Annotated in this window: 22 protein-coding genes and 2 pseudogenes; 23 read left to right on the top strand and 1 reads right to left on the bottom strand. The window is 37.6% G+C overall.

Going from position 1 to position 20,517, the window contains the following annotated elements:
- Nucleotides 1-41: 41 nt before the first annotated feature.
- Nucleotides 42-837: pseudogene (locus tag AA974_RS05045) on the top strand (NYN domain-containing protein).
- Nucleotides 838-1,151: 314 nt separating this feature from the next.
- On the opposite strand, the pseudogene AA974_RS08060 reads toward AA974_RS05045, so the two are convergent.
- Nucleotides 1,152-1,510 (bottom strand): annotated as a pseudogene (locus AA974_RS08060) (hypothetical protein).
- Nucleotides 1,511-1,587: 77 nt separating this feature from the next.
- Between AA974_RS08060 and AA974_RS05035 the strand changes: the two are divergent.
- The 22 genes from AA974_RS05035 to AA974_RS04930 all read left to right on the top strand — a co-directional run bounded on the left by AA974_RS05035 (nt 1,588) and on the right by AA974_RS04930 (nt 20,402).
- Nucleotides 1,588-2,880: a DUF2130 domain-containing protein gene (locus AA974_RS05035; protein ID WP_064433677.1), complete on the top strand. Its 1,293-nt coding sequence runs from the start codon at nt 1,588-1,590 to the stop codon at nt 2,878-2,880.
- Between the two features lie 43 nt (nt 2,881-2,923).
- Nucleotides 2,924-5,554, top strand: coding sequence for a TrlF family AAA-like ATPase (locus AA974_RS05030; protein ID WP_064433676.1), 2,631 nt, complete (start codon nt 2,924-2,926; stop codon nt 5,552-5,554).
- A 1-nt stretch (nt 5,555) separates the two neighbouring features.
- Nucleotides 5,556-6,473 (top strand): methionyl-tRNA formyltransferase, encoded by a 918-nt coding sequence (gene fmt / locus AA974_RS05025; protein WP_064433675.1) that lies wholly within the window; start codon nt 5,556-5,558, stop codon nt 6,471-6,473.
- On the top strand, nt 6,470-7,108 hold the full coding sequence (locus AA974_RS05020; RefSeq protein WP_064433674.1) for a biotin--[acetyl-CoA-carboxylase] ligase: 639 nt from the start codon (nt 6,470-6,472) through the stop codon (nt 7,106-7,108). Before fmt ends, AA974_RS05020 begins: the two co-directional genes overlap by 4 nt.
- Nucleotides 7,109-7,113: 5 nt before the next feature.
- A complete protein-coding gene (soj, locus tag AA974_RS05015) occupies nt 7,114-7,905 on the top strand; it encodes a chromosome partitioning ATPase Soj (protein ID WP_064434075.1) in 792 nt (263 codons plus the stop codon).
- A gap of 2 nt (nt 7,906-7,907) precedes the next feature.
- Nucleotides 7,908-8,780 carry a ParB/RepB/Spo0J family partition protein gene (locus tag AA974_RS05010; protein WP_064433673.1) on the top strand — a complete coding sequence of 291 codons (873 nt, stop codon included), beginning with the start codon at nt 7,908-7,910 and terminating at the stop codon, nt 8,778-8,780.
- 110 nt (nt 8,781-8,890) lie between these two features.
- Nucleotides 8,891-9,325: a FoF1 ATP synthase subunit B' gene (locus AA974_RS05005; protein ID WP_080471037.1), complete on the top strand. Its 435-nt coding sequence runs from the start codon at nt 8,891-8,893 to the stop codon at nt 9,323-9,325.
- A 3-nt stretch (nt 9,326-9,328) separates the two neighbouring features.
- Nucleotides 9,329-9,844: a F0F1 ATP synthase subunit B gene (locus AA974_RS05000; protein ID WP_000480445.1), complete on the top strand. Its 516-nt coding sequence runs from the start codon at nt 9,329-9,331 to the stop codon at nt 9,842-9,844.
- Entirely contained in the window at nt 9,845-10,387 is a 543-nt protein-coding gene (locus tag AA974_RS04995) for a F0F1 ATP synthase subunit delta (RefSeq protein WP_064433672.1), read from the top strand.
- 22 nt (nt 10,388-10,409) lie between these two features.
- Entirely contained in the window at nt 10,410-11,921 is a 1,512-nt protein-coding gene (gene atpA / locus AA974_RS04990; protein WP_064433671.1) for a F0F1 ATP synthase subunit alpha, read from the top strand.
- Between the two features lie 14 nt (nt 11,922-11,935).
- Nucleotides 11,936-12,841 (top strand): ATP synthase F1 subunit gamma, encoded by a 906-nt coding sequence (gene atpG, locus AA974_RS04985; protein WP_064433670.1) that lies wholly within the window; start codon nt 11,936-11,938, stop codon nt 12,839-12,841.
- Between the two features lie 32 nt (nt 12,842-12,873).
- Entirely contained in the window at nt 12,874-14,274 is a 1,401-nt protein-coding gene (gene atpD, locus AA974_RS04980) for a F0F1 ATP synthase subunit beta (protein ID WP_064434073.1), read from the top strand.
- A gap of 10 nt (nt 14,275-14,284) precedes the next feature.
- Nucleotides 14,285-14,656, top strand: a complete 372-nt coding sequence (atpC, locus tag AA974_RS04975; RefSeq protein WP_001196318.1) for an ATP synthase F1 subunit epsilon — start codon at nt 14,285-14,287, stop codon at nt 14,654-14,656.
- A 10-nt stretch (nt 14,657-14,666) separates the two neighbouring features.
- Entirely contained in the window at nt 14,667-15,236 is a 570-nt protein-coding gene (locus AA974_RS04970; protein ID WP_064433669.1) for a MotA/TolQ/ExbB proton channel family protein, read from the top strand.
- 52 nt (nt 15,237-15,288) lie between these two features.
- Entirely contained in the window at nt 15,289-15,690 is a 402-nt protein-coding gene (locus tag AA974_RS04965; RefSeq protein WP_001105106.1) for an ExbD/TolR family protein, read from the top strand.
- Between the two features lie 18 nt (nt 15,691-15,708).
- Nucleotides 15,709-16,494, top strand: coding sequence for an energy transducer TonB (locus AA974_RS04960; protein WP_064433668.1), 786 nt, complete (start codon nt 15,709-15,711; stop codon nt 16,492-16,494).
- Nucleotides 16,491-17,744, top strand: coding sequence for a Tol-Pal system protein TolB (gene tolB / locus AA974_RS04955; RefSeq protein ID WP_064433667.1), 1,254 nt, complete (start codon nt 16,491-16,493; stop codon nt 17,742-17,744). Before AA974_RS04960 ends, tolB begins: the two co-directional genes overlap by 4 nt.
- 65 nt (nt 17,745-17,809) lie before the next feature.
- A complete protein-coding gene (locus tag AA974_RS04950) occupies nt 17,810-18,349 on the top strand; it encodes an outer membrane protein Omp18 (RefSeq protein WP_064433666.1) in 540 nt (179 codons plus the stop codon).
- Between the two features lie 7 nt (nt 18,350-18,356).
- Nucleotides 18,357-19,352, top strand: a complete 996-nt coding sequence (locus AA974_RS04945; protein ID WP_064433665.1) for a hypothetical protein — start codon at nt 18,357-18,359, stop codon at nt 19,350-19,352.
- Complete coding sequence (locus AA974_RS04940) at nt 19,339-19,896, top strand: FKBP-type peptidyl-prolyl cis-trans isomerase (protein WP_052920053.1); 558 nt, start codon at nt 19,339-19,341, stop codon at nt 19,894-19,896. Before AA974_RS04945 ends, AA974_RS04940 begins: the two co-directional genes overlap by 14 nt.
- Before the next feature lie 32 nt (nt 19,897-19,928).
- On the top strand, nt 19,929-20,135 hold the full coding sequence (locus AA974_RS04935) for a hypothetical protein (protein WP_001088955.1): 207 nt from the start codon (nt 19,929-19,931) through the stop codon (nt 20,133-20,135).
- A 63-nt stretch (nt 20,136-20,198) separates the two neighbouring features.
- On the top strand, nt 20,199-20,402 hold the full coding sequence (locus AA974_RS04930) for a flagellar biosynthesis anti-sigma factor FlgM (protein WP_001895838.1): 204 nt from the start codon (nt 20,199-20,201) through the stop codon (nt 20,400-20,402).
- The last annotated feature ends 115 nt before the right edge of the window (nt 20,403-20,517 follow it).

Genomic DNA, 20,517 nt, shown 5'->3' with positions numbered 1-20,517 from the left:
TACTCAACCCTTATGGCAAAGTTCGTATTTTGGGAGAAAACATGGAAAAAACTGAAACCACGATTTTTGTGGATTGGGACAATCTACGCTCTGATTTGAGGGCAATCCAAGAAACGGATGAGCGTTTTAAAGAGTCTTTTTTTAATTTCAATATCCCCGAGCAGCTCTTATCGCTAATCCGTTCGTTCTTGGAGCCTGAAGAGGAATTGAAACGGATCTACTTTTATGTATCTGAGCCTTTCACAGAAGTCGAGCCCAGAATCAAGGGCAATAAAAACGAAGAACTTGAGAAGTATAAAAAGAATAATCCTGAAGAAAGAATATGAAGAGAAAGTAAAAAAGTCAGGGATTATCCAAATTTTCAACCACAATATCGCCCAACAAAATCAGGTGAAGTTATGAGTCGGTCGGGTAATGTTCGAATTCGTATATGAGTTCGAATATAAAGAAGTCCATAATGGCATAGAAGCCAAAATTCTCATACCGCACTTAAAGTTGCGTCAAAAACAAATTGATGTGCTGTTGGCACACGATATTACCAAGCTATATTGCACCAAACAAGGAGGGTGTATTTTGCTGTTCAGCAAGGATACCGATTTTGTGCCTGTGTTAGAAGCCGCTTGGGAGAAAGGCTTTGAAGTATTCATCGCCAACATTCAAGAATGCCCCATTTCTGTCCCTTCAGAATTAAAGAAGTCTTGCAATGTGAGAGAGCGTAGTGTTGCCGAAATTGTAGATAGCTTGCCAAAAAGTCAATATACCCCCAAGAAAAAGAGCTCCAAAGAGAATATTAACAGCTCACTTAAAGACCAACTCTCTGAGATTAAGAAGAAGTAATGTGCTTTTCCCCACCAAAGCGGACAAAAAAGCACCCAATTTAAAAGGGTCAAGAGAGCTTAAGCAGATTTTTCTAATCCATAGATTTCACTTTTTCTCCCTATTATGAAATGGTTTTGAAAACGGAGATAAATTAGCGCTTAATAGCGTATTTATAGGGAATGCACGCGTGTTTTTGGCGGTATTTAGATTTCTTAAAATCCGATCGTTTTAAAATTTTAACTTACTTTTGTCAAAAATCTTTAATTCTTTTGATTAGATTTACTGCTTCTTTTTATTTAATGTTTAATGTTTTGGTTTTGGTGTTTTTGATTTTAGAGTTTTAAACGCTCAAGGATTTGGGTTTTAATTTCTTTCGGATCTAGTTGAAAAGTTGTTGGCGTTCAAAATTGCGTTCCTGAAAATCAATGCAATAACTCAAAAATAACAAAATCGTTTTCATAGGGGGCAACTAGGCGCATGCCCGAATAATGGAATTGAGTGCAAGAAAGCGCAATAAATGCACTGTAGGGTTTTAATAAGGGATTTTCATTTTTGTTTTCATCAGAGTGGCTTTGTAAAATAACTTGTTTTAAAAAATGATTGATGAGTGGCGCTCTATGCACCGATGCGGATTTAGTGCGGATTTAGGGATAGACGCTTTTTGTAATGCTAATGCAAGACTTCTTCCCATCGTATTGTTCTCTAACTTAAGTTAAATTGATCTCATTCTATTATAAAATATAAAAAATCAAATCTTAAAGGAAAATCATGCAAGAAAATCAAATCAAATGCCCCAATTGTCAAGCGCCAATTAATGTGAATGAAGCGCTATTGAAACAGATAGAATCAGAAAATCAAAGCAGGTTTTTAGCCCAACAAAAAGAGTTTGAAAAAGAGGTGGATGCAAAAAGAGCGGAGTATCAGAGCCAACTCAAAGAGTTAAAGCAAAAAGAAGAGGCCCTAAAAGAGCAAGAGAAAGAACAAAAGGCTAAATTTAATGATGCAGTCAAACAAGAGAGCGCGTTAGCCTTGCAAGATGAAAGGGCTAAAATCATTGAAGAAGCCAGAAAAAACGCTTTTTTAGAGCAGCAAAAAGGATTGGAATTGTTGCAAAAAGAATTGGATGAGAAGTCCAAACAAGTCCAAGAATTGCACCAAAAAGAAGCGGAAATTGAAAGGCTAAAAAGAGAAAATAACGAAGCAGAGAGCCGATTGAAAGCTGAAAATGAAAAAAAATTGAATGAAAAATTGGATGTGGAGAGGGAAAGGATAGCAAAAGCCTTGCATGAAAAAAATGAATTGAAATTCAAGCAGCAAGAAGAGCAATTAGAAATGTTAAGAAACGAGTTGAAAAACGCTCAAAGAAAGGCTGAATTAAGCTCGCAGCAATTCCAAGGCGAGGTGCAAGAATTGGCGATTGAAGAGTTTTTGAGGCAAAAATTCCCCTTAGATAGTATTGAAGAAATCAAAAAAGGGCAAAGAGGGGGCGATTGCATTCAAGTGGTGCATACTAGGGAATTTCAAAATTGCGGGAAAATTTATTATGAGAGCAAACGCACTAAAGAATTTCAAAAAGCTTGGGTTGAAAAGCTTAAAAGCGACATGCGAGAGATTGGGGCTGATGTGGGGGTGATTGTGAGTGAAGTGCTGCCTAAAGAGATGGAGAGAATGGGGTTATTTGAGGGGGTGTGGGTGTGTTCGTTTGAAGAGTTTAAGGGGTTAAGCACGGTGTTAAGAGAGGGGGTTATTCAAGTGGGTTTGGCTAAAAAAAGTCAGGAAAATAAGGGCGATAAAGTGAATCTGCTCTATCATTATTTGACAAGCTCTGAATTTTCTATGCAAGTGAATGCGATTATAGAGGGGTTTGAGCAATTGAGAGCGGATTTAGAAAGCGAAAAACGCGCGATGGCTAGGATTTGGAAAAGCAGGGAAAAACAAATGGAAAAAGTGTTTGAGAGCACGATTAACATGTATGGCTCTATCAAGGGCATTGCAGGCAATGCGATCGGGCAAGTGAAAGCGTTGGAGCTTGGGTATGATGGGGAAGATTTAGAAGATTAGTTTTTGTGGTATGCTTTGAGATAATATTATATTAGGAGAAAATATGGGTAATAATAACAAAGGTTCAAGTTGGCATAAATGGGATTTGCATGTACATACGCCATATACATATTTAAATAATAAGACGTATAAATGTTCTGAAGAGGAGTTTATACAAAAACTATGCGATAGCGAGATTGATTGTGTTGGACTAACGAACTATTTTAAGTTTAATGAGAAAGAATTTGAATTAAAAGAAAAAATAGAAAAGAGGGGTATTAAGGTTTTTTATAATTTAGAAGTCAGGTTGGATTATAAAAATAATAAGAATGGTTGTTTGGATTTTCACATTATTTTTTCAGATGAGGTTTCAAGTGATGGCATAAAAAGGTTTTTATCAACAATGAAAGCCAATGTTGATGGGACTTATTATGTGCTTGACGATTTAGAAAAAGATGGTTTGAAGAAAGCGTTAGTTAGTTTTGATCAATTGTTGGAGTGTTTGGAAGAGGAATCATTAAAATTAAAAGATAAATATTTATTAGGGTTTTTATCAAGGGGGCATGGCGGTATTGAATGTGAGTTTCTTGAAAAAGATAGTCGCAATGAGACTATCTACAAAAAAGTCATTAATAAGTCGCATTTTTTAATCCACTCATCAGATAACCAAGAAAATCTTAAAAAGGATAGAGAATTTTGGCTTGGAGATAGATATAACAAACCTCTCTTGCAGAGTAGTGATGCCCATAAAAAGGAGTTAATAGGGCAAAAATACACTTGGATAAAGGCTGAAAAAACTTTTGAGGGGTTAAAGCAAATTATTTATGAGCCAGAAACAAGAGTGAGTATTGATCAAGGGCAATCTCAAGACCCTTTGCATAAGATAGATTGTGTAGAGTTGTGCTTTGATGGAGAGGTAAAAATCACCGATGAAAAAGGCGATACTCCTTTTTGTTATGCAGGATTTAATGAAAAACTATTTTTTAGTCCGTATTTTACTTGTGTGATAGGGGGTAGAGGGAGTGGTAAAAGCACTTTGTTGCAATTGATAGTCTCAGCAATTAAAGATAAAAGTTTTGTGAAAGGCTTAAAACATGAAACCATTCAAGAATATATAAAGATACAGCCAGACATAGACATAGTGGATAGCGTAGAGTATTTAGCTCAAAATGAGATAGAAGAATTTGCAACTAATGTTTCAAAATTCACAGAGGTTATTTTTAACAGAATAGATAGCAAGTTAAGTGGAAAACTTAAGGAGTTAGAAAGGCAAATTACAAAAGGCATTGAAAAGTTTGATGAGCAGATCGCATATTGGCAAGAAAAGACCAAACTGGAAGAACAACTAAAAGAGAGCGAAAAAACAAGCAAGAAATACCAAAGTATTGCAGATGCTTATACAGATAAAAACTATTTGAACAAAAGAGACAAATTGCAAGCAAAACGCAAAGTGCTAATTGACTTAAAACAATCTAAAGAGGGGTTTTTGACTTTTATTAAAGAATTAAAACGGGTTGTGAATTTTGAACCAAAAGAAAACATGGAAGAAAAAAATAGCTATGATAAGGTCTATAACCAGCTCAAACAAAATATTTGTAAGGAACTTGAAGAAATAGATAAGAGTATAAAAAATGGGTGTTTTAATAGCGATGACGAGAAAATAAGGACGCTAGAATCAGAACTCCAGACATTACGCAAAGAGATTGGGAAATTTCTTATTAAAGAAAAAGGTGTGAGCGATGAAAGTGTAGGAGATATTATAACCGCTAATGAATATTTGGTAAACATAAAAATGAATGTTAATGATTTAGAGCATGAAATAGAAGAGATTGATAACAAAATAAAGGGTTTTTCTCATGAAAGTATTAATAAAAATATTGAAGAGTTTGAAAAACAAATCAATGAGAAATTAAAAGAAATCAATTCTGATTTTAAAAAAATTTCAAAAAAGCACAAAGAAGTGAAACCAATTACCATAAAATATCGTTTGAATAAAGATATTTTTGAAGGGGTTTTTGAGGATTTTGATAAGTTAGTGGATAAGGGTTTGAATATCCAAAGACACCAATCAAAAATCAAGGAATCTTTAAAGAAAATTGAATTAAAAGACATTACAGGTATGCAACACGCAGAATTTATAGAAAAGCTTTATAGCTCAATTGAAAATAAAAAAGCGGTATTTTATGAAACCATGAAGAATATATTGGATAGAGAAATTCATTTTCAAATCTATCGGCTTCTCATTCTCAAACATTTAATGAATGTTGAAAAATATAAAATTTTTGAAGTCTGTTATGACAAAAGAGATTTAAATAAAACTTCCTTTGGGCAAAAATGCACTGCTGTATTGGTTGTCCTTTTATCTTTAGGGAATAACCCCATCATCATTGATGAACCAGAAGCACACCTGGATAGTACTTTAATCGCTAATTATTTAGTTGCTTTAATTAAAAAGCAGAAACAAAAAAGACAAATTATTTTTGCCACCCATAACGCTAATTTTGTTTTGAACGCTGATGCAGAGTTAATTATTCAGTTAAAAAATGAGAATAATAAGATAGTTGTGCAGTCTTTTATGATGGAGAGCGATGAATATAAAGAGGATTTATTGAAATTAGAGAGAGGCGAAAAAGCTTTTAAGGATCGTGAAAGAAAGTATGGCATTACAAAAGATAAAACTAAAAACAAGGAATAACATGCACATCGTATTTATGGGAACGCCTGGTTTTGCTGAAGTGATCTTAAGGGCGTTAGTTGAAAATAAGGATAACAATATAGAAGTGGTGGGGCTATTCACTCAAATGGATAAACCTTTTGGGCGTAAAAAGGAATTGAAAGCCCCAGAGACTAAAACATACATTCTAGAAAATCGTTTAAATATCCCCATTTTCCAGCCACAAAGTTTGAAAGAGCCTGAAGCTCAAATCTTAAAAGATCTAAAGCCTGATTTTATCGTGGTGGTGGCTTATGGTAAGATTTTGCCTAGAGAGGTTTTAACAATCGCCCCTTGCATCAATGTGCATGCGTCGTTATTGCCTAAATACAGGGGGGCTTCGCCCATTCATGAAATGATACTCAATGACGATAGGATTTATGGTATAAGCACCATGCTTATGGATTTGGAGTTGGATAGCGGGGATATTTTAGAAAGCGCTTCTTTTTTAAGAGAAGATTATTTGAATTTAGACGCTTTAAGTTTAAAATTAGCGCATATGGGGGCAACCTTACTCCTTTCAACGCTCAAAAATTTCTCTTCCATCACCCCAAAACCTCAAGATCACGCGCAGGCTAGTTTTTGTAAAAAAATCACCAAAGCCGATGGTTTAGTGGGTTTTAAAGACGCTAAAAAGTTATTTTTAAAGTCGCTCGCTTTTAAAGCTTGGCCTGAAATTTTTTTAGAAAACAACCTTAAACTTTTAGAAGTGGAGTTGGTGGAGGATGAAAAGAGCTATAAAGAAGGCGAGATTTTAGAAATTGATGAAAAAGGCGTTCTTGTAGGTTGCTTGAAAGGCAGCGTGCGTATAGCAAGGTTGCAAGCGGTTGGTAAAAAGCCTTTGAAAGCGAAGGATTATTTGAATGGCAAGCGTTTGAAAGCGGGCGGTATTTTAGCATGAGACAATGTGAAAAAAGAGTTTTTGAGAGTTTGCCTTCCACGCAAACCTATCTTTTAGAAAAACTTAAAAACGATGGACTCAAAGCCCCCATTTTGATCTTGGCTAAAAACCAAAGCGCTGGGATAGGCAGTAGGGGGAATATTTGGGAGGGCGTGAAAAGCGCTTTGACTTTTTCGCTCGCTTTAAACGCAAGCGATTTGCCTAAAGATTTACCCATGCAAGCGAACGCTTTGTATTTAGGGTTTTTATTCAAAGAAGTTTTAAAAGAGCTAGGCTCTCAAACCTGGCTTAAATGGCCTAACGATTTGTATGTAGAGGATCAAAAAATAGGGGGCGTGCTGGTTAATATTTATAAAGACATGCGGGTGTGCGGCATTGGCGTGAATAGGGTTTCAAAGAAATGGGCATGTTTAGATATTGGTGCAAGCGATGATTTGATTATAGAGGGCTTTTTAAAAAAAATAGAAGAAAATCTTTTTTGGGGGGAAGTTTTAAGTAAGTATGCGTTAGAATTCCATAAAAACAACTCTTTTAGCTTCCATAATGATTGTGGCGAAGCGGTGAGTTTGAGAGGTGCGGAATTGTTAGAAGACGGCCGCATTTGCATTAAGGATAAGATATATAGTAGGATGTGAGTATGGTGAATGAAATCATTGCAGTGGCCAATCAAAAAGGAGGTGTGGGTAAAACGACAACAGCGGTTAATTTAGCGGCTTCTTTAGCGGTGCATGAAAAAAAAATCTTGTTGATTGATTTTGACCCTCAAGCTAACGCCACTTCAAGCTTGGGTTTTAGGCGCGATAAAATTGATTATGATATTTATCATGTGTTGATTGGCCGTAAGCAAATTTCTCAAGTGATCTTAAAAACCCAAATGCCTTTTTTAGATTTAGTGCCTTCTAATTTGGGTTTAGCCGGGTTTGAAAAAACCTTTTATGATAGCCAAGATGAGAACAAACGAGGCGAGCTCATGCTCAAAAACGCCTTAGAGAGCGTGGTGGGGCTTTATGATTATATCATTATTGATTCCCCGCCGGCTCTAGGGCCTCTCACGATCAATTCGCTTTCAGCAGCCCATTCGGTGATCATTCCTATCCAATGCGAGTTTTTTGCCCTTGAAGGCACTAAATTATTGCTTAACACCATTAGAATGCTGCAAAAAAGCACGAACCCTAAGCTCAAAATCAGAGGTTTTTTACCCACGATGCATGTCCCTCAACTCAATTTGACAAAAGGGGTTTTAGCGGAATTGTTTAAGTATTTTGACTCAGAGTTTTTTAGAGATGCGGTTACAGGAGAGTATATTATGATCCCTAAAAGCGTGAAACTAGCGGAATCGCCTAGTTTTGGTAAGCCTATCTTGCTCTATGATATTAAATCTAATGGCAGTATCGCTTATCAAAAATTAGCTCAAAGCATTCTTCAGGGGTAGTGATGGCAAAAAATAAAGTGTTGGGTAGGGGTTTAGCGGATATTTTCCCTGAAATCAATGAAGTGTATGAACAGGGGCTATATGAAAGAGCGAATCGGGTTGTGGAGCTTGGTATTGATGAGGTGATGCCTAATCCTTACCAGCCTAGAAAGGTTTTTAGCGAAGATTCTTTAGAAGAATTAGCGCAATCCATTAAAGAACATGGTTTGTTGCAACCGGTTTTAGTGGTGAGTGAGAACGGGAATTACCATTTGATCGCCGGTGAAAGGCGTTTAAGAGCGAGCAAATTGGCTAAAATGCCTACGATTAAAGCGATTGTTGTGGATATTGAGCAAGAAAGAATGCGTGAAGTCGCTTTGATTGAAAATATCCAGCGAGAAGATTTAAACCCTTTAGAATTAGCCAAATCTTATAAAGAATTGCTTGAAAGCTATCAAATGACCCAAGAAGAGCTCTCTAAAATCGTTAAAAAATCCAGAGCCCATGTGGCTAATATCATGCGTTTATTGACGCTCTCTTCTAAGGTTCAAAACGCTCTTTTAGAAGAAAAAATCACTTCAGGGCATGCAAAAGTTTTGGTGGGTTTGGATGAAGAAAAACAAGAATTGATCTTAAACTCCATTATGGGGCAGAAACTCAGCGTGCGCCAGACAGAAGATTTAGTGCGCGATTTTAAAATAAACGCAAATTCTGAAAATAAAAAACATGGTTTCAGGGAAACCCAAACGCTCATCGCTGAAGATGAATTGGAACGCTTTAATCAAAGTTTGTGGGATCATTACAAGCTTAAAGCAACTTTGAAAGGGAATAAAATCGTTTTACGATGTTATAAAAATTCTCTTTTAGAGGCTTTTATGAAAAAAATGATGTTTTAATGCTTAGATATTCTCAAATTTTAAGCGATTTTTTGTTAAGATAGAGTTAATGTTTTTATAACAAATGCGAGTTTCAAATATTTTATAGGATTTTAGGAAAGAAATAGGTTATGAATATATCGGTTAACCCCTATTTAATGGCGGTTGTTTTTGTGGTGTTTGTGTTATTGTTGTGGGCGATGAATGTTTGGGTGTATAGGCCTTTGTTGGCTTTTATGGATAACAGACAGGCAGAGATAAAGGATAGCTTGGCTAAAATTAAAACGGATAACACCCAAAGCGTGGAGATCCGCCATCAAATTGAGACTCTTCTTAAAGAAGCTGCTGAAAGGCGTAGGGAAATGATAGCTGAAGCGATTCAAAAAGCTACAGAGTCCTATAACGCTGTGATCAAACAAAAAGAGAACGAACTCAATCAAGAGTTTGAAGCGTTTGCAAAGCAATTACAAAATGAAAAGCAAGTCTTAAAAGAGCAGTTGCAAGTGCAAATACCGGTATTTGAAGACGAATTAAACAAGCGTGTAGCTATGGGTTTAGGGAGTTGATGGATGTTTTTAGTTAAAATGGTGTTAGGGTTTTTGATCCTTTTAAGCCCTTTGTGTGCTACTGGGTTGGATATTTCACAAACAGATATTATAGAGCGTTCTTTAAATTTTCTCTTATTTGCGGGGATTTTGTGGTATTTTTTGGCTAAAAAACTGCGTTCATTTTTACGCTCCAAAAGCCTTGAAATCTCCAAACGCTTAGAAGAAATTCAAGCCCAACTTAAAGTGAGTAAAGAGAATAAGAAAAAACTCTTAAAAGAATTAGAGCAAGCCAAAGAAAAAGCTGAATTGATTATTTCTGATGCGAATAAAGAAGCTTACACGATCACGCAAAAATACGAATTGCAAACCAAAATGGATGTGGAAAATTTGATCAAAAATTCTAAGGCGTTGATGGATTTAGAAGTTAAAAAGATCAAAAGAGAGTTGGTTGAAAGCGTTTTTAAAGATCTAAGAGAGAGCAAAAAAGTCTCTTTCAATGCGCAAGATTGCGTGAATATTTTGAAACAAAGGCTTTAAATGCAAGATTTAAAAGTGATCGCTAAGCATTATGCTAAGGCGTTGAAAAACCACACTAAAAGCGATTTAGCGTTATTGGAAGAAATTGTTGTGGGGCTTAAAAATGTAGCAGAAGCCATAAGATTGCACAAACTCAACCGGGTGTTAGCCCATGTTTCTTTAAAAGTTAAAAAAGAGGTTGTATTTGAAATCTTAGAAAAAATAACTTCCACAAAAGCATGTTCAGTCTTAAAGCCTGTAATGGAAGTGGTGTTAAAAAATAACAGGCTTGATATGTTGGAATTGATCACTGAAGAGCTGTCTTTTGATTCTAAAGAGACTTTAGAAGCCACACTTTTAGTCCCGCAAAAGCTTGGAAATAATGAACTAGAAGCCGTGCAAAAAAAATTGCAAGTGCGTTTTAACGCTCCTGTAGAAATCACTCAAGACACTTGGTCTAAAAAAGGGGTTTCTTTGAGCGTTTCAAGCCTGGATTTAGAAATAGGCTTTTCTAAAGAAGATATTTTAAAGAAAATAGAAAAACAGATTATTCAATCTATTTAATCAATCTAAGGAGATAAAGATAATGTCCCAACTAAAATTGGAAGAAATCAGCTCGGTTATTGAAGAAAAAATCAAGAATTTTGAACTTGATTGCGATATGGCTGAAGTAGGAAAAGTCGTTTCATACGCTGATGGTGTGGCTAAGGTTTATGGCTTAAATGGTGTGATGTCGTATGAAGTGCTGGAGTTTGAAACAGGGGATAAAGGCGTTGCGGCTAACTTAGAAGAAGATAGCGTTGGCGTGATTGTGTTTGGTTTTGGCAACAATATTAAAGAGGGGACTGGCGTTAAACGCACGAAGAGTTTGATGAAAGTTCCTGTTGGCGATGCGGTTGTAGGGCGCGTGTTGAACGCTTTGGGTGAGTCTATTGATGGCAAGGGTGAGATAGAAACGAATGAGTTTAGCCTCATCGAGCAAAAAGCCCCAGGCATTATGGACAGAAAATCTGTGCATGAGCCTTTGCAAACAGGCATTAAAGCCATTGATGCGTTGGTGCCTATTGGGCGCGGGCAAAGGGAATTGATCATTGGGGACAAACAAACCGGTAAAACCACTGTAGCGATCGATGCGATCATTAACCAAAAAGGGCAAAATGTGATCTGTATCTATGTGGCTATTGGGCAAAAAGAATCCACTGTCGCGCAAGTGGTTCGCAAATTAGAAGAATACGGAGCGATGGAATACAGCGTCGTGATCAACGCTTCGGCTTCAGATTCAGCGGCGATGCAATATTTAGCCCCTTATTCAGGTGTGGCTATGGGGGAATACTTTAGAGATCATGCCCGCCATGCCCTAATCATTTATGATGATTTGAGTAAGCATGCTGTCGCTTACAGAGAGATTTCTTTGATTTTGAGAAGACCCCCAGGTAGGGAGGCTTTTCCTGGAGATGTGTTTTATATCCACTCACGACTTTTAGAAAGAGCGGCTAAACTTTGCGATGAAAAGGGTGCAGGCTCTTTAACCGCGCTCCCTATTGTGGAAACTCAAGCGGGCGATGTTTCAGCTTATATCCCTACGAATATCATTTCTATTACAGATGGGCAAATTTTCTTGGAAACGGATTTGTTTTATTCAGGGATCCGCCCGGCTATCAATGTAGGCTTATCGGTTTCAAGGGTTGGAGGGGCCGCTCAAATCAAAGCGACCAAGCAGGTTTCAGGGACTTTACGCCTGGATTTAGCGCAATACAGAGAGTTGCAAGCTTTCACGCAATTTGCTTCTGATTTAGATGAAGCGAGTAAAAAGCAATTAGAAAGGGGGCAACGCATGGTAGAAGTGCTGAAACAAGCCCCTTATTCGCCCTTACCTATTGAAAAGCAAGTGGTCATTATTTACGCTGGGGCTAAGGGCTTTTTAGATAGCGTGAGCATGAAAAAAGTCGTGGATTTTGAAGAGCAACTGCACCCTTTCTTGGAAGCAAAATACCCCCAAGTTTTAGAAGAAATCCATACTAAAAAAGCGCTAGATAAGGATTTAGAAGCCATGCTAAGAAAAGTCTTAGAGGAATTTAAGCTCACTTATAGCGAGTAGGAGACGGCTAGAATATGGCGAATTTAAGAGACATTAGAAAGAAAATTGGAAGCGTTAAAAACACGCAAAAAATCACGCATGCAATGAAACTCGTTTCCACTTCAAAGTCAAGAAAAGCCGAAGAAGTTGCAAGAAATTCTAGAGCGTATGCGTTGAAACTAGACGCTGTGTTTGATGATGTGCTATCCAAGATGAGAAATCAAGGGATTAAAGACATTCAAAGCAAGTATTTTAGAGAACTAGAAAGACTTGAAATCAAAAAAGTGGATATTATTTTTATCACAGCCGACAAGGGGCTTTGTGGGGGTTTTAACACCAATACTATTAAAAAAGTTTTGGCATGCACGAATGAATACAAAGAAAAAGACATTAAAGTGCGTTTGCGCAGTATCGGTAAAAAGGGTAATGAGTATTTTAGCTTTAATGGGATAGAGGTTTTAGACAAGATCAATAATTTGAGTTCTATGCCTAATTATGAACGCGCGCAGGAATTCATGAAAAAAGTGGTAGAGGATTATTTGAGTGGGAAAACCGATAAGGTCATCATCATTCATAATGGCTTTAAAAACATGATCAGTCAAGAAATAAGAGTCAAAACAATTTTGCCTATTGGGTATAAAATCATCCACCAAAACTCTCAGCCTAGTGAGACGCAAGAGACTATTACTAGTGAGCCAAGCGGGAGTGAAGATGAAATTTTAGACTCTTTGGCAGAAAAATATGTGGAGTATAGTTTATACTACGCTTTGATTGATTCTTTAGCCGCAGAGCATAGCGCTAGAATGCAGGCTATGGATACAGCGACGAATAACGCTAAAGATTTGGTTAAAACCTTAACTATTTCTTACAATAAAGCCAGACAAGAGGCGATTACGACCGAGCTAGTAGAAATCAATGCGGGCGTAGAAGCCCTAAAATAAAAATTATATTAAAATAAGGAGCGATGAAAGCGATGGAAGGTAAAATCATTCAGGTTTTAGGCCCTGTGGTAGATGTGGAGTTTGAGTCCTATTTACCGGCGATTTTTGAAGCGTTAGACATTAATTTTGAAGTCAATGGCGTTCAAAAATCTTTAGTTTTAGAGGTGGCAGCCCATTTGGGCGGTAATCGGGTGCGAGCGATTGCTATGGATATGACAGAAGGCTTAGTGCGTAACCAAGCCGTCAAGGCTCGCGGCAAAATGATTGAAGTGCCTGTGGGCGAAGAAGTGTTAGGGCGCATTTTTAATGTTGTGGGCGAGAGTATTGACAATTTAGAGCCTCTTAAGCCGTCCTTAACTTGGCCCATTCACAGAAAAGCCCCTAGTTTTGAGCAGCAAAGCACTAAAACAGAAATGTTTGAAACTGGTATCAAAGTCATTGACTTGCTCGCGCCTTATTCTAAGGGCGGTAAAGTAGGCTTGTTTGGTGGGGCTGGCGTAGGGAAAACAGTGATCATTATGGAGCTTATCCATAATGTGGCTTATAAGCATAATGGGTATTCGGTGTTTGCAGGTGTGGGGGAACGCACCAGAGAAGGGAATGATCTGTATTTTGAGATGAAAGAAGGGGGCGTTTTAGACAAAGTTGCACTGTGCTATGGGCAAATGAATGAGCCACCAGGCGCGAGAAACCGCATCGCATTCACTGGCTTGACTATGGCGGAGTATTTTCGTGATGAAAAGGGCTTAGATGTGCTGATGTTTATTGACAACATCTTTAGATACGCTCAAAGCGGTGCGGAAATGAGCGCGCTATTAGGCCGTATCCCTTCAGCCGTGGGGTATCAGCCCACGCTAGCCGGGGAAATGGGGAAACTTCAAGAGCGTATCGCTTCCACTAAAAATGGCTCTATCACTTCGGTTCAAGCGGTTTATGTGCCAGCAGATGACTTGACTGACCCAGCCCCTGCTTCAGTGTTTACGCATTTGGATGCGACTACGGTATTGAATAGAAAGATCGCTGAAAAAGGGATTTATCCTGCAGTTGATCCTTTGGATTCCACTTCAAGGATTTTAAGCCCTCAAATGATCGGCGAGAAGCACTATGAAATCGCTACCGGTATCCAGCAGGTTTTGCAAAAATACAAGGATTTGCAAGATATTATTGCGATTTTGGGATTAGACGAATTGAGCGAAGAGGATAAAAAGATTGTTGAGAGAGCCAGAAAAATTGAGAAGTTTTTATCCCAGCCGTTTTTTGTGGCTGAGGTGTTTACGGGAAGTCCTGGTAAGTATGTGACTCTTCAAGAGACTTTAGAGGGCTTTGGGGGGATTTTAGAGGGTAAATACGATCATATTCCTGAAAACGCATTTTACATGGTGGGCAGCATTCAAGAGGTTTTAGAAAAAGCTAAAAACATGAAAAATTCCTGAGGGTTTTGCCATGGCTTTGTTGAAAATTAGTGTGGTAGTTCCTGAGGGGGAAGTTTATACAGGAGAGGTTAAAAGCGTTGTGTTGCCAGGAGTTGAAGGGGAATTCGGGGTGCTTTATGGACATAGCAACATGATCACCTTGCTTCAAGCGGGAGTGATTGAGATTGAAACTGAAAACCAAAAAGAGCACATTGCGATCAATTGGGGTTATGCAGAAGTTACCAAAGAACGGGTGGATATTTTAGCCGATGGGGCGGTCTTTATTAAAAAAGAATCAGATGACAGAGATGATGCTATCTCTAGGGCTAAAAAGCTTTTAGAGGACGCAAGCTCTGACAGGTTGGCGGTCTCTAGCGTGCTTGCTAAGATTGAGTCTCTTTAAGGGGATAATCATGTTAGATTCAATCGTTTATTTTTTCAATAAGAGCGGGTTTGTTACCACGCTTGTTTTAGTTTGGATTTCGCTTTATTTGGTGATGACTTTGTGGGTCTTTTTGTATAAGAGCATTGTGCTAAAGATTGAACTCAGGCGCGAGATGCAATCTTTGTCTAACATTCTTAATGGGGTGCAAGACGCTCCAGAACATTTTATGTTTAATAAAAAAAGAAATGATGAGACCAAAAGGTATTCTAATGAATTGTTGCAGGCTTGGAAACACCAGGTTCTTAAGCAAAGCACGACAGGTTTAGTAGTATTGAGCATTATCTCTTCTACAGCCCCCTTTATTGGTTTGTTTGGAACGGTGGTTGAAATTTTAGAAGCGTTTAACAATTTGGGCGCGTTAGGTCAAGCTTCTTTTGGGGTGATCGCACCCATTATTTCTAAGGCTCTTATCGCCACCGCTGCAGGGATTTTAGCGGCCATTCCAGCCTATTCTTTTTACTTGATTTTAAAACGCAAGGTGTATGATTTATCGGTTTATGTGCAGATGCAAGTGGATATTTTGTCTTCTAAAAAATAGAGCTTTTAAGGGGATTTTATAAATATCTTAAATAGGGAGTTAGAAGGTTTTTATGAATTATGATAACTATTGGGATGAGGACAAACCAGAACTCAATATCACGCCCTTAGTGGATGTGATGCTTGTTTTATTGGCTATTCTTATGGTAACGACGCCCACTCTTACTTATAAAGAAGAGATTGCTTTGCCTTCTGGCTCAAAAACTGCTAGAGCCACTCAAGATAAAATGATAGAGATCCGCATGGATAAAGACGCAAAAATCTATATAGATAGTCAAACCTATGAATACAACTCCTTCCCGGATACTTTTAACTTGCTTTCTAAGAAATACGATAAAGATACTAGGGTTAGTATCCGCGCGGACAAACGATTGACTTATGACAAAGTGATTTATTTGTTAAAAACGATTAAAGAAGCGGGTTTTTTAAAAGTTTCTTTAATCACAAGTCCTTAAAAAGTAGGGCTAATTTGCATGAGTAAGAGCGCGATCTTTGTTGTTTCTGGATTTTTAGCGTTCTTGCTCTATGCTTTGTTATTGTATGGTTTGTTATTAGAAAGGCACAATAAAGAAGCGGAGAAAATTCTTTTGGATTTGGGCAAAAAAAACGAACAAGTCATTGATTTGAATTTAGAAGATTTGCCAAGCGATGAAAAAAAAGATGAAAAAGTAGTTGAAAAAAATGCAACCGATAAGGAGGGCGATTTTATTGATCCTAAAGAACAAGAAGAAAGCCTTGAAAATATTTTCTCTTCACTCAATGATTTTCAAGAAAAGACAGACACAAACGCTCAAAAAGATGAGCAAAAAAATGAACAAGAAGAGCAAAGGCGTTTAAAAGAACGGCAACGCTTAAGAAAAAACCAAGAAAACCAAGAAATGTTGAAAGGTTTGCAACAGAATTTAGATCAATTCGCGCAAAAACTAGAAAGCGTTAAAAACAAGACTTTAGATTTGCAAATCCCTAAACAAGATGGGGTTGATGAAAAAGCCTATCAAGAGTGGTATGCTCAAATCTATCAGATTTTATATAAAGGTTGGAAAGGGGTTTTTTATCACAAGGCTTCAGTGAGCGTGCTGATTATGATCACTAAAGATGGAGAGTTTGATTATACCATTCTTAGCTACTCCGATTTTAAGGATTATAACAAGAGTGTGATGACCCTTTTAAATGATTTAAAGAAAGTGGATTTTCCCCCATATCCTGGAGGAAACATGATTTCTATTAAAGTTAATTTCACCACTAAGGAAGAACAATGAGGTATTTATGGCTTTTTTTAATATACACTATAGGGCTTTTTGCAACAGATAAAACACTAGATATTATTAAAACCATTCAAAAACTTCCCAAGATTGAAGTGCGCTACTCTATAGATAACGATGCCAATTACGCTTTAAAATTGCATGAAGTCTTGGCGAATGATTTAAAGACTAGTCAGCATTTTGATGTTTCTCAAAACAAGGATCAAGGCGCTATCAATTACGCAGAACTCAAGGATAAAAAAGTCCATCTTGTAGCACTTGTGGGTGTGGCGGTAGAAAACGGCAATAAAATTTCACGATTAAAGCTTTATGATGTGGATACAGAAACGCTCAAAAAGACTTTTGACTACCCCATTTTAAGTTCAGATTTATACCCTTTTGCAGCGCACAACATGGCCATTGTGGTGAATGATTATTTAAAAGCCCCTTCTATCGCTTGGATGAAGCGCCTTATTGTTTTTTCTAAATACATTGGACCAGGAATCACAAACATCGCATTAGCCGATTATACGATGCGCTATCAAAAAGAAATCATCAAAAACAACAGGCTCAATATTTTCCCTAAATGGGCGAACGCTGAGCAAACGGAGTTTTATTACACGCAGTATGGCGAAAGAGTGCCCATGATTTTAAAATATAACATTCAAAAAGCCACTCATGAGAATATCGCTAGCTCTCAAGGAATGGCTGTGGTCTCTAGCGTGAGTGCTGATGGCTCTAAAATTTTAATGTCTTTAGCCCCTGATGGCCAACCGGATGTGTATTTGTATGACACGCATAAAAAAACTAAAACCAAAATAACGCGCTATCCTGGGATAGATGTTTCAGGAGTGTTTTTAGAAGATGACAAGTCTATGGCTTTTGTTTCGGATAGATCAGGTTATCCTAACATTTATATGAAGAAATTGGGGTTAAAAGAGAGTGCGGAGCAACTCCTTTATGAAGGAAGAAGCAATGAATCCATTGACGCTTATAAAGATAGTATTGTGTATGTGAGCAGGGAAAATCTTAATGAATTTGGCAAAACGGTGTTTAATTTGAATCTGATCACTCTAAACAGCAAGTATATCCGTAGACTTACCGTGAATGGCTCTAACCAGATGCCTCGTTTTTCTATGGATGGGAGAAATATCATGTATATCAAAAAGACACCCCAAGAATACGCCATGGGGCTTATTTTACTAGACTATAATCAGAGTTTTTTATTCCCTTTAAAGAATGTGAAAATACAAGCCTTTGATTGGTAAGGTTAGATTAAGCGAATATGAGTTAATATTTACATTTATTAAATTTTATTCTTGGAGAATTTATAATGAAAAGATCTTCTGTATTGAGTTTCTTGGTAGCTTTTTTATTTATAGCTGGTTGTAAACACAACATGGATAAAGAAACCGTGGCTGGTGATGTGAGCACTAAAGCGGTTCAAAGTGCACCTGTTTCTACAGAGACAGTTCAAGAAAAACAAGAGCCTAAAGAGGAGCCAGCTCCAGTGGTTGAAGAAAAGCCGGCTGTTGAGAGTGGGACTATAATCGCTTCTATTCATTTTGATTTTGACAAGTATGAGATCAAAGAATCCGATCAAGAGACTCTAGATGAGATCGTGCAAAAAGCTAAAGAAAACCACATGCAAGTGCTTTTGGAAGGCAATACCGATGAGTTTGGTTCTAGCGAATACAACCAAGCACTTGGCGTTAAAAGGACTTTGAGCGTGAAAAACGCTTTAGTCATTAAAGGGGTAGAAAAAGATATGATCAAAACCATCAGTTTTGGTGAAACCAAGCCCAAATGTACCCAAAAAACTAGAGAATGCTACAAAGAAAACAGAAGAGTGGATGTCAAATTAGTGAAGTAATTCTAGGATGAAAAGGCTTTTTTTTATCCCTTTTGTCGCTCCCTTTTTTCTCAATGGGGAGCCTTCAGCGTTTGATTTGCAAAGCGGAGCGACCAAAAAAGAACTCAAGCAGTTGCAAGTCAATAGTAAGAATTTTTCTAATATTTTGACCAAGATCCATTCGCAAGTGGAGGCTAACACTCAAGCTCAAGAGGGTCTAAGGAGTGTTTATGAAGGGCAGGCTAATAAGATTAAGGATCTCAATAACGCTATTCTTTCCCAAGAGGAATCCTTGCGAGCCTTAAAAGCTTTGCAAGAAGTACAGGCTAACACGCTTAAGCAACAATCGCAAACTTTAGATGACTTGAGGAATGAGATTCACGCTAACCAGCAAGCTATCCAGCAGTTAGACAAGCAAAATAAAGAGATGAGTGAATTATTGACCAAGTTAAGCCAGGATTTGGTTTCACAAATCGCCTTAATCCAAAAAGCTCTCAAAGAACAAGAGGAAAAAGCTGAAAAGCCGCTCAAATCAAGCACTCCGGCTAATAAAAACCCCCCTTTGAAAGCCGAAGCCCCAAAAAATCAAGAGGGAAAAACTCAAGAAAAGGCGAAAGTTGAGTTTGATAAAGATTTGTCTAAGCAAAAAGAGATTTTTCAAGAAGCTCTGTCTTTTTTTAAAAATAAATCCTATGCAGAAGCCAAAGAGCGTTTGTTGTGGTTAGAAGCCAATAGTTACAGACTTTATTATGTGCGTTATGTGCTTGGAGAAGTGGCTTATGGAGAAAAGAGATATAAAGAAGCAATCAAGTATTACAAAGAGAGCGCTCTTTTAAATAAAAAAGCGTCTTACATGCCTGTGCTTTTGTGGCATACGGCATGGTCGTTTAAAAAAATCAAAGACGATCAAAACTATTATAAATTCTTAAATACTTTGCAACACTTGTATCCTTCAAGCGAACAAGCTAAAATGGCAAAAAAAATCTTAGAAAACAAGGAGAAACACCAGCATGCAAAACCATGATTTAGAGTCAATCAAACAAGCCGCTTTGATTGAATATGAAGTGAGAGAGCAAGGCTCTAGCGTTGTGCTAGACAGCAATATTTCTAAAGAGCCTTTAGAGTTTATTATAGGTGCTAATCAAATCATAGCAGGGTTAGAAAAAGCGGTATTAAAGGCTCAAATTGGCGAGTGGGAAGAGGTTGTTATCGCTCCAGAAGAAGCTTATGGGGTTTATGAAAGCAGCTATTTGCAAGAAGTCCCTAGAGATCAATTTGAAGGCATTGAATTAGAAAAAGGCATGAGCGTTTTTGGGCAAACTGAAGATCATCAAACCATTCAAGCCACCATCAAAGACTTTAGCAACACGCATGTGATGGTGGATTATAACCACCCGTTAGCCGGAAAAACTTTAGCGTTTCGTTTCAAGGTTTTAGGTTTTAGGGAAGTGAGCGAAGAAGAAATTTTAGCTTCACACCATGGCGGTGGGACAGGTTGCTGTGGCGGTCATGGGGGTCATGGTGGGAAGAAAGGTGGGGGCTGTGGTTGCTCATGCTCGCATGGGTAGTTAGGGTATAGGAGTATTTAAAAGGCAAGGTCATGAATAGTTCTAATCTCAAAAATTGGCTGTTCCCTACCATTTGCTTTTTTTTGTTTTGCTATATTTTAATTTTTTTGATGTTTTTTATGTTTAAAAGTTTACAATCGCAATCTTTTGGCTCTGTGGCAGAAACCGGGAAAAAACCCATCACCACCACCAAGAAATTTGGTAAGGAATTGCAAAAACAGATTTCAAAAATCCATTAACTTTTTTTCTTTTTTGCCGATACTTGCTGTAATGAGATGAATATCAAATCAAAGGATTTTACAATGATCAATGCCGTTTCTTCTCTTGCTCCGGTGCAATCTTTGGGGAATTACAAGCGTGTAGAAAAGAATGAAAAAGTTGAAAATAATGAAGCCACTCTTGATAGGGTAGCTGAAATCAAGCAAGCTATTGAAAATAACCAGTATAAAATCAACTTGCATGAGACTTCTCACAAAATGGCACAGGATTTATTGGGGATAAGCTAGGGGGTTTAAGGGCTTCATTTCTAGGGGGGGTTTATTCTGCCTGTCGTTTTGTTTTTCATTAAATTTTAGTTTTTTTATGTTTTGGAATGAGTTTGCCGCTAAATAGGGCGTGTTT

The sequence above is a fragment of the Helicobacter pylori genome, assembly GCF_001653475.1.
GTDB lineage: Bacteria > Campylobacterota > Campylobacteria > Campylobacterales > Helicobacteraceae > Helicobacter > Helicobacter pylori_CM.
This window is presented reverse-complemented; position numbering and strand designations above follow the sequence as displayed.

What these genes read in the sequence shown, in the direction of transcription:
- AA974_RS05035 (WP_064433677.1), top strand. Translation starts at nt 1,588, where the DNA reads ATGCAAGAAAATCAAATCAAATGCCCCAATTGTCAAGCGCCAATTAAT.
- AA974_RS05030 (WP_064433676.1), top strand. Translation starts at nt 2,924, where the DNA reads ATGGGTAATAATAACAAAGGTTCAAGTTGGCATAAATGGGATTTGCAT.
- fmt (WP_064433675.1), top strand. Translation starts at nt 5,556, where the DNA reads ATGCACATCGTATTTATGGGAACGCCTGGTTTTGCTGAAGTGATCTTA.
- AA974_RS05020 (WP_064433674.1), top strand. Translation starts at nt 6,470, where the DNA reads ATGAGACAATGTGAAAAAAGAGTTTTTGAGAGTTTGCCTTCCACGCAA.
- AA974_RS05010 (WP_064433673.1), top strand. Translation starts at nt 7,908, where the DNA reads ATGGCAAAAAATAAAGTGTTGGGTAGGGGTTTAGCGGATATTTTCCCT.
- AA974_RS05005 (WP_080471037.1), top strand. Translation starts at nt 8,891, where the DNA reads ATGAATATATCGGTTAACCCCTATTTAATGGCGGTTGTTTTTGTGGTG.
- AA974_RS05000 (WP_000480445.1), top strand. Translation starts at nt 9,329, where the DNA reads ATGTTTTTAGTTAAAATGGTGTTAGGGTTTTTGATCCTTTTAAGCCCT.
- AA974_RS04995 (WP_064433672.1), top strand. Translation starts at nt 9,845, where the DNA reads ATGCAAGATTTAAAAGTGATCGCTAAGCATTATGCTAAGGCGTTGAAA.
- atpA (WP_064433671.1), top strand. Translation starts at nt 10,410, where the DNA reads ATGTCCCAACTAAAATTGGAAGAAATCAGCTCGGTTATTGAAGAAAAA.
- atpG (WP_064433670.1), top strand. Translation starts at nt 11,936, where the DNA reads ATGGCGAATTTAAGAGACATTAGAAAGAAAATTGGAAGCGTTAAAAAC.
- atpD (WP_064434073.1), top strand. Translation starts at nt 12,874, where the DNA reads ATGGAAGGTAAAATCATTCAGGTTTTAGGCCCTGTGGTAGATGTGGAG.
- atpC (WP_001196318.1), top strand. Translation starts at nt 14,285, where the DNA reads ATGGCTTTGTTGAAAATTAGTGTGGTAGTTCCTGAGGGGGAAGTTTAT.
- AA974_RS04970 (WP_064433669.1), top strand. Translation starts at nt 14,667, where the DNA reads ATGTTAGATTCAATCGTTTATTTTTTCAATAAGAGCGGGTTTGTTACC.
- AA974_RS04965 (WP_001105106.1), top strand. Translation starts at nt 15,289, where the DNA reads ATGAATTATGATAACTATTGGGATGAGGACAAACCAGAACTCAATATC.
- AA974_RS04960 (WP_064433668.1), top strand. Translation starts at nt 15,709, where the DNA reads ATGAGTAAGAGCGCGATCTTTGTTGTTTCTGGATTTTTAGCGTTCTTG.
- tolB (WP_064433667.1), top strand. Translation starts at nt 16,491, where the DNA reads ATGAGGTATTTATGGCTTTTTTTAATATACACTATAGGGCTTTTTGCA.
- AA974_RS04950 (WP_064433666.1), top strand. Translation starts at nt 17,810, where the DNA reads ATGAAAAGATCTTCTGTATTGAGTTTCTTGGTAGCTTTTTTATTTATA.
- AA974_RS04945 (WP_064433665.1), top strand. Translation starts at nt 18,357, where the DNA reads ATGAAAAGGCTTTTTTTTATCCCTTTTGTCGCTCCCTTTTTTCTCAAT.
- AA974_RS04940 (WP_052920053.1), top strand. Translation starts at nt 19,339, where the DNA reads ATGCAAAACCATGATTTAGAGTCAATCAAACAAGCCGCTTTGATTGAA.
- AA974_RS04935 (WP_001088955.1), top strand. Translation starts at nt 19,929, where the DNA reads ATGAATAGTTCTAATCTCAAAAATTGGCTGTTCCCTACCATTTGCTTT.
- AA974_RS04930 (WP_001895838.1), top strand. Translation starts at nt 20,199, where the DNA reads ATGATCAATGCCGTTTCTTCTCTTGCTCCGGTGCAATCTTTGGGGAAT.